Below are 15652 nucleotides of genomic sequence, written 5' to 3' on the forward strand. Positions count from 1 at the left end.
ATTTGCCGCGGCTCACCGGTCACGCACCGTGCCCACCGCTCCACGCGGTGGGCACAGTGCGTTGTGCAACCCTTTCCCGGGTTTCCCCGTCTGACCGTACGGAGTGACCATGGACCGGTACGAGTCACGACAGACCGGGCCCAGCCCTGAAAGCAGGGGGTGACCGAGCGCACGAGGACTGAGGAGCACATGTCTGCCGAGAGCACGCCGGTACCCGGTACACCTCCGGAGCGCGAGCCGAGCGGCCCGCGTCACCGTGCCCCGGGCCGCCGCGACACCGGCGGCAAGCGGCGCAGGGGCGTGCTCGTCGCGGCCTGGACCGCGGCGGGCGTCCTCGTCCTGGGCGGCACCGGCGTCGGGTACCTGTACGTCAAGCTCAACGGCAACATCAAGAGCGTCGACATCAACCAGGCCCTCGGCGGCGACCGCCCCCTGGACGTCGACAACGGCTCGCAGGACATCCTCGTCCTCGGCTCCGACACCCGCTCGGGCACCAACAAGAAGCTCGGCGGCGGCACCGACGACGGCACGGCCCGCTCGGACACGGCGATGGTCGTGCACGTCTACAAGGGCCACAAGAGAGCCAGTGTCGTGTCGATACCGCGGGACACCCTCATCGACCGGCCGTCCTGCACCGACGCCGAGGGCGTCGGCCACGACGCCGCGCGGGACGTCATGTTCAACTCCGCGTACTCCACCGGCGGCGCCGCCTGCGCGGTCAAGACCGTCGAGTCGCTGAGCGGCATCCGCATGGACCACTACGTCGAGGTCGACTTCAGCGGCTTCCAGAAGCTCGTCGACGACCTGGGCGGGGTGGACATCACCACCACCAAGGACATCTCCGACCCGGACAGCCACCTGGAGCTGAAGGCCGGCAGCCACACCCTCGACGGGGAGCAGGCGCTCGGCCTGGTCCGCACCCGGCACGGCGTCGGCGACGGCTCCGACCTCGGCCGCATCCAGCTCCAGCAGGCGTTCATCAGGGCCCTGGTCGGCCAGGTCAGGGACCTCGGCGTGCTGACCAGCCCGAAGAAGCTGTACGACGTCGCCGACACCGCCACGAAGACCGTCACCACCGACTCGGAGCTGGCCTCCGTCAAGGCCCTCGCCTCCTTCGCCGGCGGCCTCAAGGGCATCAGCGCCTCGAAGATGACCATGGTGACGATGCCGGTCCGGTACGACAGCGCGAACGCCAACCGCGTCCTGGTCGAGAAGACCAAGGCCGAGCAGGTCTGGACGGCGCTGAAGGGCGACCGCGCGATCCCGGAGTCGGCCACCGAGGGCACGGCGACCGGTGACGCCAAGGGCGTCGTCAGCTCCGGCTGACCGGCCGGGGGCGGTCCCCGGGGCCTCCCCGGGAAGCCCCGGGGAATAGATCGTCCCCCACCCCGGTTTTGGGGGATGCGCCCAGTCCTGGCAGACTGGTACGTCGGTCCCGGTTCACGCACCCGCATCCCGCGGCGGCGACCCGGCGCCCTCCCGAAACTAGGAGACACCCTTGAAGCGCGACATCCACCCCGAGTACGTCGAGACGCAGGTCAGCTGCACCTGTGGCGCGTCGTTCACCACCCGCAGCACGATCTCCAGCGGCACCGTCCGCGCCGAGGTCTGCTCCGAGTGCCACCCGTTCTACACGGGCAAGCAGAAGATCCTCGACACCGGTGGCCGTGTGGCCCGCTTCGAGGCCCGCTTCGGCAAGGCTGCCGCTGCCAAGAAGTAGCGAGCCCACAGCGCCGGTCTCCGGTGTCCCCGAGCAGGGGACGCCGGGACCGGCGCTTTGCGGTGCAGCCCCCATTCGTCGTAGTACCAACGTCCTCACGCTCGTACCGGAGCCGGGGACAGTCCATTGGAGCCGGAGATGTTCGAGGCGGTCGAGGAACTCATCGGCGAGCACGCCGATCTGGAGAAGAAGCTCGCTGACCCGTCGGTCCACGCCGACCAGGCCAACGCGCGCAAGCTCAACAAGCGCTACGCCGAGCTGACCCCGATCGTCGCGACCTACCGCTCCTGGAAGCAGACCGGGGACGACGTCGGGACGGCGAAGGAGTTCGCCCTCGACGACCCCGACTTCGCCGCCGAGGTCAAGGAGCTGGAGAAGCAGCGCGAGGAGCTCACCGAGAAGCTCCGCCTGCTGCTGGTCCCGCGCGACCCCAGCGACGACAAGGACGTCATCCTCGAGATCAAGGCGGGCGCGGGCGGCGACGAGTCGGCCCTGTTCGCCGGCGACCTGCTGCGCATGTACCTGCGCTACGCCGAGCGCGTCGGCTGGAAGACCGAGATCATCGACGCCACCGAGTCCGAGCTCGGCGGTTACAAGGACGTCCAGGTCGCCGTGAAGACCAAGGGCGGCAACGGCGCGACCGAGCCCGGCCAGGGCGTCTGGGCCCGCATGAAGTACGAGGGCGGCGTGCACCGCGTGCAGCGCGTGCCCTCCACCGAGTCGCAGGGCCGCATCCACACCTCCGCCGCCGGCGTGCTCGTCACGCCCGAGGCCGAGGAGGTCGACGTCGAGATCCACGCGAACGACCTGCGCATCGACGTCTACCGCTCCTCCGGCCCCGGCGGTCAGTCCGTCAACACCACCGACTCCGCGGTACGCATCACGCACCTTCCCACCGGAGTGGTCGCCTCCTGCCAGAACGAGAAGAGCCAGCTGCAGAACAAGGAGCAGGCAATGCGTATCCTGCGCTCCAGGCTCCTCGCGGCGGCCCAGGAGGAAGCGGAGAAGGAGGCCGCGGACGCCCGCCGCAGCCAGGTCCGCACCGTCGACCGCTCCGAGAAGATCCGCACGTACAACTATCCGGAGAATCGCATCTCGGACCACCGCGTCGGCTTCAAGGCGTACAACTTGGACCAGGTGCTCGACGGTGACCTCGACGCCGTGATCCAGGCGTGCGTCGACGCGGACTCGGCGGCCAAGCTCGCCGCCGCGTAAGGACACGTACCAGCCAGACCGTACGACAACAGCTCAGCCCCGGAGGACCAGCGTGCAGCAACATTTTGGGGGGCGACCCCCGAACCCCCGCAGCGTGCTGCTCGCTGAAGTGGCCCAGGCCACCCAGCGGCTGGCCGACGCCGGCGTGCCCTCGCCGCGCAACGACGCGGAGGAGCTCGCCGCCTTCGTGCACGGCGTGAAGCGGGGCGAGCTGCACTCCGTCAAGGACATCGACTTCGACGCCCGGTACTGGGAGATGATCGCGCGCCGCGAGGCGCGCGAGCCGCTCCAGCACATCACGGGCCACGCCTACTTCCGCTACCTGGAGCTCCAGGTCGGCCCCGGCGTCTTCGTGCCCCGGCCCGAGACCGAGTCGGTCGTCGGCTGGGCGATAGACGCCGTGCGCGCCATGGACGTGGTGGAACCGCTCATCGTCGACCTGTGCACCGGCTCCGGCGCCATCGCGCTCGCCCTCGCCCAGGAGGTCCCGCGCTCGCGCGTGCACGCCGTGGAGCTGTCCGAGGACGCCCTCAGGTGGACGCGCAAGAACGTCGAGGGGTCCAGGGTCGACCTGCGCCAGGGAGACGCCCTGGAGGCCTTCCCCGACCTCGACGGCCAGGTCGACCTGGTCATCTCCAACCCGCCGTACATCCCCCTCACGGAATGGGAGTACGTCGCTCCGGAGGCCCGCGACCACGATCCCGAACTCGCCCTGTTCTCCGGCGAGGACGGACTCGACCTCATCCGCGGCATCGAACGCACCGCGCACCGGCTGCTGCGGCCCGGCGGGGTCGTCGTCGTCGAGCACGCCGACACCCAGGGCGGACAGGTGCCGTGGATCTTCACCGAGGAGCGGGGCTGGGCCGACGCGGCCGACCACCCGGACCTCAACAAACGGCCGCGGTTCGCGACTGCCCGCAGGGCGATGCCGTGACCGCGCCCACCGTCTCTCCAAGCCAGCAGTACGTGTACGAGGAGGCCCGCTAAATGGCACGGCGATACGACACCAACGACGCGACCGACCGCGCGACCGGGCTGCGCGAGGCCGCGTCCGCAGTCCGCCGTGGCGAGCTCGTGGTGCTGCCGACCGACACCGTGTACGGCGTCGGTGCCGACGCGTTCAGCTCCGAGGCCGTCGCCGACCTCCTGGCGGCCAAGGGCCGGGGCCGCAACATGCCCACCCCCGTCCTCATCGGCTCCCCGAACACGCTGCACGGCCTCGTCACGGACTTCTCCGAGATGGCCTGGGAGCTCGTCGACGCGTTCTGGCCTGGCGCCCTCACGCTCGTCGCGCGGCACCAGCCGTCCCTCCAGTGGGACCTGGGGGACACCCGGGGCACCGTCGCCGTGCGCATGCCGCTGCACCCGGTCGCCATCGAGCTGCTCACCGACGCCGGCCCGATGGCCGTCTCCTCCGCGAACCTCACGGGCCACCCCTCGCCCGAGGACTGCGACGCCGCGCAGCAGATGCTCGGCGACTCCGTCTCGGTCTACCTGGACGGCGGCCCGACCCCGGGCATCGTCCCCTCCTCGATCGTCGACGTGACCGGCAAGGTGCCCGTGCTGCTGCGCGAGGGGGCACTGTCCGCCGGAGAGCTGCGCAAGGTCGTACCCGACCTCGAGGTGGCGAATTGACAGCCCCTGACTCCCCCCAGCTCTCGACTCCGCTCGACCAGGGGGCACCCCCATGCGTGGCATAGGCACGGGGATCACGGGGGCCAACGGGTCCCCCCAGGGGTCCTTCCGCATCCTCCACGTCAGCACCGGCAACGTGTGCCGCTCACCGATCACCGAGCGGCTGACCCGCCATGCCCTCGCGGACCGCCTCGGCGACCCCCGGTGGGGCGGCCTGATCGTGGAGAGCGCGGGCACCTGGGGCCACGAGGGCGCGCCCATGGAGGCCAACGCCGAGGCCGTCCTCGCGGACTTCGGCGCGGACGCCTCCGGCTTCGTCGGCCGGGAACTCCTCGACGAGCACGTCATCCGGGCGGACCTGGTGCTGACGGCCACCCGCGACCACCGCGCCCAGGTCATCTCCATGGGCCACTCGGCGGGCCTGCGCACCTTCACCCTCAAGGAGTTCACCCGGCTGGTCCGCGCCATAGACCCGGCGACGCTGCCGCCCCTCGACGACGGTGCGGTCACCCGCGCCCGCGCCCTCGTGCGGGCCGCCGCGGCGCTGCGCGGATGGCTCCTCGCCCCGACCGCGGAGGCGGACGAGGTCTACGACCCGTACGGCGCCCCCCTGCCGTTCTTCCGTTCGATCGGCGACGAGATCAACGAGGCGCTGGATCCGGTCGTCACGGCGCTGACGGGCGTGCCCGCGCGGACCTGACACCGGGCGTGCCCGCGCGGACCTGACACCGGGCGTACCACCGGTCCCGGTTCTACATTGGACACAAGCCACGCCCCGCCGAGGTCCGGAGTCCACCATGCCGGTCACACCCACGCTCGAAGCGGACGTCCTGCGCCGGCAGGACCCGGAGCTCGCCGACATCCTGCTCGGGGAGCTGGACCGGCAGTCGACCACCCTGCAGCTCATCGCCGCCGAGAACTTCACCTCCCCGGCCGTGCTCGCGGCGCTCGGGTCGCCGCTCGCCAACAAGTACGCCGAGGGCTACCCCGGCGCCCGGCACCACGGCGGCTGCGAGATCGTCGACGTCGCCGAGCGCGTCGCCGTCGAACGCGCCAAGGCCCTGTTCGGCGCCGAGCACGCCAACGTGCAGTCCCACTCCGGTTCCTCCGCGGTGCTCGCCGCGTACGCCGCGCTGCTGCGCCCCGGCGACACCGTGCTGGCGATGGGCCTGCCCTTCGGCGGCCACCTCACCCACGGCTCGCCCGCGAACTTCTCCGGCCGCTGGTTCGACTTCGTCGGCTACGGCGTGGACGCGGAGAGCGGCCTCATCGACTACGAGCAGGTGCGCGCCCTGGCCCGTACGCACCGCCCGAAGGCGATCGTGTGCGGGTCCATCTCCTATCCGCGGCATGTCGACTACGCCGCCTTCCGGGAGATCGCCGACGAGGTGGGCGCGTATCTGATCGCCGACGCCGCGCACCCCATGGGTCTCGTCGCCGGGCGGGCGGCGCCCAGTCCGGTGCCGTACGCCGACGTCGTGTGCGCCACCACCCACAAGGTGCTGCGCGGTCCGCGCGGCGGGATGCTGCTGTGCGGGAGCGAACTGGCCGAGCGCGTGGACCGGGCGGTCTTCCCGTTCACGCAGGGCGGTGCGCAGATGCACACCATCGCCGCCAAGGCCGTCGCGTTCGGCGAGGCGGCGACACCGGCCTTCGGCGCGTACGCCCATCAGGTGGTCGCCAACGCGCGCGTGCTGGCCGCTGCGCTGGCGGCGCAGGGGCTCGCGGTGACGACCGGGGGCACCGACACGCATCTGGTGGTCGCGGACCCGACGCCGCTCGGCGTCGAGGGACGCACCGCGCGGGGCCGCCTCGCCGCCGCGGGCATGGTCCTCGACACCTGCGCGCTGCCGCACGGGGACGCGCGCGGACTGCGGTTCGGCACGGCGGCGACCACCACGCAGGGCATGGGCGAGGCGGAGATGGAGCGGATCGCCGTACTGTTCGCGCGGGTGCTGCGGGACGAGACCGCGAGCCGGGCCGTACGTGAAGAAGTGCGGGAGCTGACCGGAAGATTTCCGCCCTGTCCCGGCTAGGGAGGGGCGGGCGGCGCAGGGTGCACAGCCATTCGTGCAACCATCGTCGCTACCCGGAAGTCCTCACTCATATGCGCGCGAAGCTAGGGTGTGGGGCTGTGATGGCCAGCGAGACCTGTGGGGAAGCCCGTGCGTGAATACCTGCTGACGCTCTGCATCACGGCCGCGGTGACGTATCTGCTGACAGGGCCGGTACGGAAATTCGCGATCGTGGCCGGAGCCATGCCGGAGATCCGGGCGCGCGACGTGCACCGGGAACCCACTCCGCGGCTCGGCGGGATCGCGATGTTCTTCGGACTGTGCGCGGGTCTGCTGGTCGCGGACCACCTGGAGAACCTCAACGGGGTCTTCGCCAGCTCGAACGAACCGCGGGCGCTGCTGTCCGGGGCGGCGCTGATCTGGCTGATCGGTGTCCTGGACGACAAGTTCGAGATCGACGCCCTGATCAAGCTGGGCGGCCAGATGATCGCCGCGGGCGTCATGGTCATGCAGGGTCTGACGATCCTGTGGCTGCCCATCCCGGGTGTCGGCCTCGTCGCGCTGACCCAGTGGCAGGGCACCCTGCTGACCGTCGCGCTCGTCGTCATCACCATCAACGCGGTCAACTTCGTGGACGGCCTCGACGGTCTCGCCGCCGGCATGGTGTGCATCGCCTCCGCCGCGTTCTTCCTGTACGCGTACCGCATCTGGTACAGCTACGGCATCGAGGCCGCCGCCCCGGCGACCCTCTTCGCGGCGATCCTGATGGGCATGTGCCTCGGCTTCCTGCCGCACAACATGCATCCCGCGCGGATCTTCATGGGCGACTCCGGCTCGATGCTCATCGGGCTGGTGCTGGCCGCCGGAGCGATCTCCATCACCGGGCAGATCGACCCCGACGCGATGAACCTCTTCTCCGGGTCGGAGCGCAACACCGTCCACCAGACGGTGCCCGTGTACATCCCGCTGCTGCTGCCGCTGACGATCATCGCGGTACCGGCCGCCGACCTCGTGCTCGCCATCGTGCGGCGCACCTGGCGCGGTCAGTCGCCCTTCGCCGCCGACCGCGGGCACCTGCACCACCGGCTGCTGGAGGTCGGGCACTCGCACAGCCGGGCCGTCCTGATCATGTACTTCTGGTCGGCGGTGATCGCCTTCGGCGCTCTCGCCTATTCCGTCAACTCGGCGTCCATGTGGATCGTGCTCGGTGTCATGCTGTTCAGCGCGGTCGGGCTGGTGCTGCTCCTGCTGCCGCGGTTCACTCCGCGCATCCCACGCTGGGCGGAGCGCTTCGTGCCGCCGCGCTACCGCCGCCGGGGGGCCGTCGCCGTCCCGGACGGCGAGGGAGACCCGTCCGCCGCGTACGCGCCGGGTGAGGAGGAGCCCCGCACCCCGGTCGTCACAGGCGTCTCAGGAGTCAACGGGGCCACGGCAGTTGGGGTCCGGGAGCACCGGCTGGACCGCCGCGGGGCGGGGTCCTCCCGCTGACGCGAGGTAGGAATCCCGCGAGAGCGCTGCTCGCAAAGCGGCCCATTACCAGACAAGTTGCTCCTGATTCCGCACAGACGCGCGGAGTAACTCTCATGTGTGACAGCGAGCACACCAACCAGGTAAAGACCTCATCAAATAGTTTGTGATACGGTTCACGAGAACCCGGGATAGAGCCGAAGGGCCGTGATGCGACGGTCTCTTGGCGTGAGGTCCTCACTCGTCCCGGGACTACGCTCGTCCATGACGACACGCCCCCCTTAGCAAGCGGAGTTGCCGCCATGCCGTCCAATGACGCCCGGAATCTACTGCTGATCGCTGTGCCCACAGCGGCCGCCGGCGTGGTCGCCGTCGCCGTCAGCGGCGCGGTCGCAGGCGGTAAGGGGGCGGTCGGCGCGGCGGTCGGCGTGCTGTTGGCCATGCTCTTCATGGGCCTCGGTCTGTACGCCCTGCAGTGGACGGCGAAAAAGCTCCCGCAGCTCTTCCAGGCCATGGGCCTGATGCTCTACGTCGCACAGCTCCTGCTGCTCATGATCTTCGTGGCCATCTTCAAGGACACCTCTCTCTTCAACCCGAAGGCGTTCGCGCTCTCGCTGGTCGTGGCGACCGTCGTGTGGATGGCTGCCCAGGCTCGTGCGCACATGAAGTCCAAGATCTTCTATGTCGACCCGGAACCCGAGAAGAGCGAGCGACCCGAGAAGTCGGGGTCCTCGTCGTGAGGGGTAGGGCCGGGATAAAGGCAGGGGAGATCTACTGCTATCGTCCGGTGCCAACTGCGGCATCGCGGGCGTGGGCATCTGAAGTGGAGCCCGCTCAATCGCGAGGCTCTATGCCCCCCAGCCGCCCCCACATCCGTCACACCAGTCCGGTGCCGACCCGCGGCTGTATGCCGCGCCGACACAACGAGGTTGCCGTACCCATGCGTCACGCCGAAGGAGCCCGTGGTGAGTGCTGACCAGACCCAGCTCGCCTTTGACTGGAGCTGTCGGATCATGTCCGACAACGGGTGTGGCTTTCCGGCTCCGGGCCTGCACTCGTTCCTGTTCGAGCCGATCGCCACGGTCGGAGGGTTCGACTTCAACAAGGTGATGCTGCTCTCGCTCATCACCACCGTCCTTGTCGTCGGCTTCTTCTGGGCCGCCTTCGGCAAGGCCAAGCTGGTGCCGGGCAAGCTGCAGATGGTCGGCGAGGCCGGCTATGACTTCGTCCGCCGAGGCATCGTCTACGAGACCCTCGGGAAGCGGGAGGGCGAGAAGTACGTCCCGCTGATGGTCTCGCTCTTCTTCTTCATCTGGATCATGAACGTCTGGTCCGTGATCCCGGTGGCACAGTTCCCGGTGTCGTCGATCATCGCGTTCCCCGCCGTCCTCGCGGCGATCGTGTACGTGGTGTGGCTGTCGCTGACGTTCAAGAAGCACGGCTTCGTCGGCGGGTTCAAGAACCTCACCGGTTACGACAAGTCGCTCGGCGCGGTACTGCCGCTCGTCGTGGTCATCGAGTTCTTCTCGAACGTCCTCGTCCGGCCCTTCACCCACGCGGTCCGACTGTTCGCCAACATGTTCGCCGGCCACCTGCTGCTCGTGATGTTCACCGTCGCCAGCTGGTACCTGCTGAACAGCTACATGATCCCCGGCGCGGCCGTCTCCTTCGTGATGACGATCGTGATGGTCCTGTTCGAGCTCTTCGTCCAGGCCGTTCAGGCGTACGTGTTCGTGCTGCTGGCCTGCTCCTACGTGCAGGGCGCTCTCGCCGAGCACCACTGATCCGCCCACCCGCAAATCCCCAGTCGTCCGGTGGCCAACCCCCACCGGTTCGTAACAGACAAGGAAGTAACGGCATGTCCGCGACCATCGAACTCGCCGCTGGCGTCTCCGGCTCCCTCGGTTCCATCGGCTACGGTCTCGCTGCGATCGGCCCCGGCATCGGCATCGGCATCATCTTCGGCAACGGCACCCAGGCCCTGGCCCGCCAGCCCGAGGCGGCCGGTCTGATCCGCGCCAACCAGATCCTCGGCTTCGCGTTCTGTGAGGCGCTCGCCCTCATCGGCATCGTCATGCCGTTCGTGTTCGGTCAGTAAGACCTACTTACCGACACGTATCGACGAAAGGCACTGATGTGATCGCCAACCTGGTTCAGCTGGCGGCTGAGGAGAAGCAGAATCCCCTCATCCCGCCCGGCCCCGAGCTGCTCGTCGGCGCCATCGCCTTCGCCATCGTGTTCTTCTTCTTCTGGAAGAAGCTCCTCCCGAACATCAACAAGGTTCTGGAAGAGCGCCGCGCGGCGATCGAAGGCGGTATCGAAGAGGCCGACGCCATGAAGGTCGAAGCCCAGAGCGTGCTCGAGCAGTACAAGGCTCAGCTCGCCGAGGCTCGGCACGAGGCCGCGCGTCTGCGCCAGGAGGCGCAGGAGCAGGGCGCCACGCTCATCGCCGAGATGCGCGCGGAAGGCCAGCGGCAGCGTGAGGAAATCATCGCCGCAGGTCACTCCCAGATCGAGGCAGACCGCAAGGCCGCTTCGCAGGCGCTGCGCCAGGACGTGGGCAAGCTCGCCACCGACCTGGCCGGCAAGCTCGTCGGCGAGTCCCTCGAGGACCACGCCCGGCAGAGCCGCACGATCGACCGTTTCCTCGACGAGCTCGAGGAGAAGGCCGAGGCCGCGCGATGAACGGAGCGAGCCGCGATGCCCTGGCAGCCGCACGTGAGCGTCTCGACGCGCTGACGGACTCCACGTCCGTGGACGCGGCGCAGCTCGCCGACGAGCTGGCCGCCGTCACCGCGCTGCTCCACCGCGAGGTGTCGCTGCGTCGGGTCCTGACCGACCCGGCGCAGCCCGGTGAGGCGAAGGCCGTGCTGGCCCAGCGCCTGTTCGGCGGCCAGGTGGGCGGCGCGACCACCGACCTGGTGTCAGGTCTGGTGCGTTCCCGCTGGTCACAGCCGCGTGACCTGGTGGACGCGCTGGAGGAGCTGGCGAACACCGCCGAGCTCACCGTGGCGCAGCGGGCCGGTCTGCTGGACGACGTCGAGGACGAGCTGTTCCGCTTCGGCCGGATCGTCGCCTCGAACACCGAGCTGCGTGCCGCGCTGACCAACCGCGCCGCCGGCAAGGCGGCCAAGGGCGAGCTGCTGGGCAGCCTGCTCGGCGGCCGGGCCAACGCGGTGACCGAGCGACTGGTGACGCGCCTCGTGACCGTGCCGCGTGGACGTAGCCTGGAGGCGGGACTGGAGTCCCTGTCCAAGCTCGCCGCCGCGCGCCGGGACCGTATGGTCGCCGTCGTCACCTCGGCGGTCCCGCTGAGCGACGGACAGAAGCGACGCCTCGGCGACGCTCTGGCCAAGCTCTACGGGCGCCGGATGCACCTCAACCTCGACGTGGACCCCGACGTCCTCGGCGGGATCCGGGTGCAGGTCGGTGACGAGGTCATCAACGGCTCCATCGCGGACCGGCTCGAAGAGGCCACCCGCCGCATGGCGAGCTAGCAGCAACTTCACAAACAAGAACGCAGTACTTACGGCCCTGGTTGGGCCGTTGCAGAGGATTCCTGGGGGTCGCCCCCAGACCCCCAAGTTGAAACTTCGGGCCCAACAAGGAGAGCAGGGAACCCAGATGGCGGAGCTCACGATCCGGCCGGAGGAGATCCGGGACGCGCTGGAGAACTTTGTCCAGTCGTACAAGCCGGACGCGGCCTCGCGCGAGGAGGTCGGTACGGTCAGCCTTGCCGGCGACGGCATCGCGAAGGTCGAGGGCCTCCCCTCGGCCATGGCCAACGAACTGCTGAAGTTCGAGGACGGCACCCTCGGTCTCGCCCTCAACCTCGAGGAGCGCGAGATCGGCTGCGTCGTCCTCGGCGAGTTCAGCGGCATCGAGGAGGGTCAGCCGGTCACCCGTACCGGCGAGGTCCTGTCGGTCGCCGTGGGCGAGGGTTACCTCGGCCGCGTGGTCGACCCGCTCGGCAACCCGATCGACGGCCTCGGCGAGATCGAGACCAGTGGTCGCCGCGCCCTCGAGCTGCAGGCCCCGGGCGTCATGGCCCGCAAGTCGGTGCACGAGCCGATGGAGACGGGCTACAAGGCCGTCGACGCGATGACCCCGATCGGCCGTGGTCAGCGTCAGCTGATCATCGGTGACCGCCAGACCGGCAAGACCGCCCTGGCCGTCGACACGATCATCAACCAGCGCGACAACTGGCGCACCGGTGACCCGAAGAAGCAGGTCCGCTGCGTCTACGTCGCCATCGGCCAGAAGGGCTCGACCATCGCCTCCGTGCGTGGCGCCCTCGAGGACGCCGGCGCGCTGGAGTACACGACCATCGTCGCCGCCCCGGCGTCCGACCCGGCCGGCTTCAAGTACCTGGCGCCGTACACCGGCTCGGCCATCGGCCAGCAGTGGATGTACGAGGGCAAGCACGTCCTCATCATCTTCGACGACCTCTCGAAGCAGGCCGACGCCTACCGCGCCGTGTCCCTGCTGCTCCGCCGTCCGCCGGGGCGCGAGGCCTACCCGGGTGACGTCTTCTACCTGCACTCCCGTCTGCTGGAGCGCTGCGCGAAGCTCTCCGACGACATGGGCGCGGGCTCGATGACCGGTCTGCCGATCGTCGAGACGAAGGCCAACGACGTCTCGGCGTTCATCCCGACCAACGTCATCTCCATCACCGACGGCCAGTGCTTCCTGGAGTCGGACCTGTTCAACGCCGGTCAGCGCCCCGCGCTGAACGTCGGTATCTCCGTCTCCCGAGTCGGTGGTTCCGCGCAGCACAAGGCGATGAAGCAGGTCTCCGGCCGACTGCGCGTGGACCTCGCCCAGTTCCGTGAGCTGGAGGCGTTCGCCGCCTTCGGTTCCGACCTGGACGCCGCGTCGAAGGCGCAGCTGGAGCGCGGTCAGCGGATGGTCGAGCTGCTCAAGCAGGCTCAGTACCAGCCGATGTCGACCGAGGACCAGGTCGTCTCCGTGTGGGCCGGTACCACCGGCAAGATGGACGACGTCCCGGTCAACGACATCCGCCGCTTCGAGAAGGAGCTCCTGGAGTACCTGCACCGCAAGGAGCAGGGCCTCATGACCTCCATCAAGGAGGGCGGGAAGATGTCGGACGACACGCTGACCGCCGTGGCGGACGCCATCACGGAGTTCAAGAAGCAGTTCGAGACCTCGGACGGGAAGCTTCTCGGCGAGGACGCTCCGGCCGCCGCCAAGTGACGTAAGGAAGGGACCTGACTCATGGGAGCCCAGCTCCGGGTCTACAAGCGTCGCATCCGATCCGTCACCGCGACCAAGAAGATCACCAAGGCGATGGAGATGATCGCCGCCTCGCGTGTCGTCAAGGCGCAGCGCAAGGTGGCGGCCTCCGCGCCGTACGCGACCGAGCTCACCCGCGCGGTCACGGCGGTGGGGACCGGGTCGAACACCAAGCACCCGCTGACCACGGAGGCGGAGACGGCGACCCGTTCCGCGGTGCTGCTCCTCACGAGCGACCGCGGACTGGCCGGCGCCTTCAACTCCAACGCCATCAAGGCGGCGGAGCAGCTCACCGCGCGTCTCGAGGCGGAGGGCAAGGAGGTCGACACGTTCATCGTCGGCCGCCGCGGTCTGGCCCACTACAACTTCCGCGAGCGCAAGGTCGCGGAGTCGTGGTCGGGCTTCACCGACGAGCCCACGTACGCGGACGCGAAGAAGGTCGCGGGTCCGCTGATCGAGGCCATCGAGACGGAGACGGCCGAGGGCGGCGTGGACGAGATCCACATCGTCTACACCGAGTTCGTCTCGATGATGACGCAGTCGGCGATCGACAGCCGGCTGCTTCCGCTCCGCCTCGAAGAGGTCGCGGAGGAGACGTCCACCAAGGGCGAGATCCTTCCGCTGTACGACTTCGAGCCGTCGGCTGAGGACGTCCTCGACGCCCTGCTGCCGCGGTACGTCGAAAGCCGTATCTACAACGCACTGCTCCAGTCGGCTGCCTCCAAGCACGCCGCCACGCGCCGCGCGATGAAGTCGGCCACCGACAACGCGGGAGACCTGATCACCACGCTCTCCCGACTTGCCAACGCGGCCCGCCAGGCCGAAATCACCCAGGAAATCAGCGAGATCGTCGGTGGCTCCGCAGCCCTCGCCGACGCGACCGCGGGGAGTGACAAGTAATGACGACCACTGTTGAGACGGCCGTTGCCACGGGCCGCGTCGCCCGGGTCATCGGCCCGGTCGTCGACGTGGAGTTCCCCGTCGACGCGATGCCGGAGATCTACAACGCTCTGCACGTCGAGGTGGCCGACCCGGCTCTGGAGGGCGCGCTCAAGACGCTGACCCTCGAGGTCGCCCAGCACCTGGGTGACGGCCTGGTCCGCACGATCTCGATGCAGCCCACCGACGGTCTGGTCCGCCAGGCCCCGGTGACCAACACCGGTACGGGCATCACCGTCCCGGTCGGCGACTTCACCAAGGGCAAGGTGTTCAACACCCTCGGTGAGGTGCTGAACGTCGACGAGACCTACGACGGCGAGCGCTGGTCCATCCACCGCAAGGCGCCGAACTTCGACGAGCTCGAGTCGAAGACCGAGATGTTCGAGACCGGCGTCAAGGTCATCGACCTTCTCACCCCGTACGTCAAGGGTGGAAAGATCGGTCTGTTCGGTGGTGCCGGTGTCGGCAAGACGGTGCTCATCCAGGAGATGATCTACCGCGTCGCCAACAACCACGACGGTGTCTCCGTGTTCGCCGGTGTCGGCGAGCGCACCCGTGAGGGCAACGACCTCATCGAGGAGATGTCCGAGTCGGGCGTCATCGACAAGACCGCGCTGGTCTTCGGCCAGATGGACGAGCCCCCGGGCACCCGTCTGCGCGTGGCCCTGGCCGGTCTGACCATGGCGGAGTACTTCCGCGATGTGCAGAAGCAGGACGTGCTGTTCTTCATCGACAACATCTTCCGCTTCACGCAGGCCGGTTCCGAGGTCTCGACCCTGCTCGGCCGCATGCCCTCCGCGGTGGGCTACCAGCCGAACCTGGCCGACGAGATGGGCCTCCTCCAGGAGCGCATCACCTCGACGCGTGGCCACTCGATCACCTCGATGCAGGCGATCTACGTCCCCGCGGACGACCTGACCGACCCGGCCCCGGCGACCACCTTCGCCCACCTCGACGCGACGACGGTTCTCTCCCGTCCGATCTCCGAGAAGGGCATCTACCCGGCCGTGGACCCGCTGGACTCCACGTCCCGGATCCTGGACCCGCGCTACATCGCGCAGGACCACTACGAGGCCGCGATGCGCGTCAAGACGGTCCTCCAGAAGTACAAGGACCTCCAGGACATCATCGCGATCCTCGGTATCGACGAGCTGGGCGAAGAGGACAAGCTCGTCGTCCACCGCGCCCGTCGCGTGGAGCGCTTCCTGTCCCAGAACACCCACGTCGCCAAGCAGTTCACCGGCGTCGACGGGTCGGACGTCCCGCTGGACGAGTCGATCGCGGCCTTCAACTCGATCATCGACGGCGAGTACGACCACTTCCCGGAGCAGGCGTTCTTCATGTGCGGTGGCATCGAGGACCTCAAGGCCAACGCCAAGGAGCTCGGCGTCTCCTGACGTCGGCCCCG

At 69.0% G+C, this 15652-nt stretch carries 16 protein-coding genes; all 16 read left to right on the plus strand.

The features are described from left to right. The first annotated feature begins 189 nt into the window (after nt 1-189). The 16 genes from AC0ZLC_RS28160 (at nt 190) to atpD (ending at nt 15641) form a co-directional block, all read left to right on the plus strand. On the plus strand, nt 190-1326 hold the full coding sequence (locus tag AC0ZLC_RS28160) for an LCP family protein (RefSeq protein ID WP_476754772.1): 1137 nt from the start codon (nt 190-192) through the stop codon (nt 1324-1326). Between the two features lie 172 nt (nt 1327-1498). Continuing rightward, a complete protein-coding gene (gene rpmE / locus AC0ZLC_RS28165; RefSeq protein WP_010984345.1) occupies nt 1499-1720 on the plus strand; it encodes a 50S ribosomal protein L31 in 222 nt (73 codons plus the stop codon). Nucleotides 1721-1858: 138 nt separating this feature from the next. Then, nucleotides 1859-2935 (plus strand): peptide chain release factor 1, encoded by a 1077-nt coding sequence (gene prfA / locus AC0ZLC_RS28170; protein ID WP_476754773.1) that lies wholly within the window; start codon nt 1859-1861, stop codon nt 2933-2935. Between the two features lie 94 nt (nt 2936-3029). Then, nucleotides 3030-3869 (plus strand): peptide chain release factor N(5)-glutamine methyltransferase, encoded by an 840-nt coding sequence (gene prmC / locus AC0ZLC_RS28175; protein ID WP_476754774.1) that lies wholly within the window; start codon nt 3030-3032, stop codon nt 3867-3869. A gap of 53 nt (nt 3870-3922) precedes the next feature. Beyond that, complete coding sequence (locus AC0ZLC_RS28180) at nt 3923-4570, plus strand: L-threonylcarbamoyladenylate synthase (protein ID WP_476754775.1); 648 nt, start codon at nt 3923-3925, stop codon at nt 4568-4570. 52 nt (nt 4571-4622) lie between these two features. Beyond that, the gene (locus tag AC0ZLC_RS28185; RefSeq protein ID WP_476754776.1) at nt 4623-5270 is read left to right on the plus strand and encodes an arsenate reductase/protein-tyrosine-phosphatase family protein; all 648 of its coding nucleotides are present in this window, start codon (nt 4623-4625) and stop codon (nt 5268-5270) included. Between the two features lie 97 nt (nt 5271-5367). After that, nucleotides 5368-6606 carry a serine hydroxymethyltransferase gene (locus tag AC0ZLC_RS28190; protein ID WP_476754777.1) on the plus strand — a complete coding sequence of 413 codons (1239 nt, stop codon included), beginning with the start codon at nt 5368-5370 and terminating at the stop codon, nt 6604-6606. Nucleotides 6607-6735: 129 nt separating this feature from the next. Further along, nucleotides 6736-8073, plus strand: a complete 1338-nt coding sequence (locus AC0ZLC_RS28195; RefSeq protein WP_476754778.1) for an MraY family glycosyltransferase — start codon at nt 6736-6738, stop codon at nt 8071-8073. Nucleotides 8074-8354: 281 nt separating this feature from the next. Further along, nucleotides 8355-8792, plus strand: coding sequence for a hypothetical protein (locus AC0ZLC_RS28200; protein WP_476754779.1), 438 nt, complete (start codon nt 8355-8357; stop codon nt 8790-8792). 273 nt (nt 8793-9065) lie between these two features. Then, a complete protein-coding gene (atpB, locus tag AC0ZLC_RS28205; protein ID WP_358854191.1) occupies nt 9066-9836 on the plus strand; it encodes a F0F1 ATP synthase subunit A in 771 nt (256 codons plus the stop codon). 74 nt (nt 9837-9910) lie between these two features. Beyond that, entirely contained in the window at nt 9911-10150 is a 240-nt protein-coding gene (atpE, locus tag AC0ZLC_RS28210; RefSeq protein WP_476754780.1) for an ATP synthase F0 subunit C, read from the plus strand. Between the two features lie 38 nt (nt 10151-10188). Then, the gene (locus AC0ZLC_RS28215; RefSeq protein WP_476754781.1) at nt 10189-10737 is read left to right on the plus strand and encodes a F0F1 ATP synthase subunit B; all 549 of its coding nucleotides are present in this window, start codon (nt 10189-10191) and stop codon (nt 10735-10737) included. Beyond that, nucleotides 10734-11549: a F0F1 ATP synthase subunit delta gene (locus AC0ZLC_RS28220; protein ID WP_476754782.1), complete on the plus strand. Its 816-nt coding sequence runs from the start codon at nt 10734-10736 to the stop codon at nt 11547-11549. The genes AC0ZLC_RS28215 and AC0ZLC_RS28220 overlap by 4 nt, the downstream gene beginning before the upstream one ends. Nucleotides 11550-11676: 127 nt before the next feature. Further along, entirely contained in the window at nt 11677-13266 is a 1590-nt protein-coding gene (atpA, locus tag AC0ZLC_RS28225) for a F0F1 ATP synthase subunit alpha (RefSeq protein ID WP_476754783.1), read from the plus strand. Nucleotides 13267-13287: 21 nt separating this feature from the next. Next, nucleotides 13288-14205 carry a F0F1 ATP synthase subunit gamma gene (locus tag AC0ZLC_RS28230; RefSeq protein WP_358854196.1) on the plus strand — a complete coding sequence of 306 codons (918 nt, stop codon included), beginning with the start codon at nt 13288-13290 and terminating at the stop codon, nt 14203-14205. Continuing rightward, nucleotides 14205-15641 (plus strand): F0F1 ATP synthase subunit beta, encoded by a 1437-nt coding sequence (gene atpD, locus AC0ZLC_RS28235; RefSeq protein ID WP_358854197.1) that lies wholly within the window; start codon nt 14205-14207, stop codon nt 15639-15641. Before AC0ZLC_RS28230 ends, atpD begins: the two co-directional genes overlap by 1 nt. The last annotated feature ends 11 nt before the right edge of the window (nt 15642-15652 follow it).

This window comes from Streptomyces sp. GLSS-08, from assembly GCF_056387915.1.

Bases quoted from the DNA above. Each gene is read 5' to 3' on its own strand.
- AC0ZLC_RS28160 (WP_476754772.1), top strand. From the start codon at position 190: ATGTCTGCCGAGAGCACGCCGGTACCCGGTACACCTCCGGAGCGCGAG.
- prfA (WP_476754773.1), top strand. From the start codon at position 1,859: ATGTTCGAGGCGGTCGAGGAACTCATCGGCGAGCACGCCGATCTGGAG.
- AC0ZLC_RS28180 (WP_476754775.1), top strand. From the start codon at position 3,923: ATGGCACGGCGATACGACACCAACGACGCGACCGACCGCGCGACCGGG.
- AC0ZLC_RS28185 (WP_476754776.1), top strand. From the start codon at position 4,623: ATGCGTGGCATAGGCACGGGGATCACGGGGGCCAACGGGTCCCCCCAG.
- AC0ZLC_RS28190 (WP_476754777.1), top strand. From the start codon at position 5,368: ATGCCGGTCACACCCACGCTCGAAGCGGACGTCCTGCGCCGGCAGGAC.
- AC0ZLC_RS28200 (WP_476754779.1), top strand. From the start codon at position 8,355: ATGCCGTCCAATGACGCCCGGAATCTACTGCTGATCGCTGTGCCCACA.
- atpB (WP_358854191.1), top strand. From the start codon at position 9,066: ATGTCCGACAACGGGTGTGGCTTTCCGGCTCCGGGCCTGCACTCGTTC.
- atpE (WP_476754780.1), top strand. From the start codon at position 9,911: ATGTCCGCGACCATCGAACTCGCCGCTGGCGTCTCCGGCTCCCTCGGT.
- AC0ZLC_RS28220 (WP_476754782.1), top strand. From the start codon at position 10,734: ATGAACGGAGCGAGCCGCGATGCCCTGGCAGCCGCACGTGAGCGTCTC.
- atpA (WP_476754783.1), top strand. From the start codon at position 11,677: ATGGCGGAGCTCACGATCCGGCCGGAGGAGATCCGGGACGCGCTGGAG.
- AC0ZLC_RS28230 (WP_358854196.1), top strand. From the start codon at position 13,288: ATGGGAGCCCAGCTCCGGGTCTACAAGCGTCGCATCCGATCCGTCACC.
- atpD (WP_358854197.1), top strand. From the start codon at position 14,205: ATGACGACCACTGTTGAGACGGCCGTTGCCACGGGCCGCGTCGCCCGG.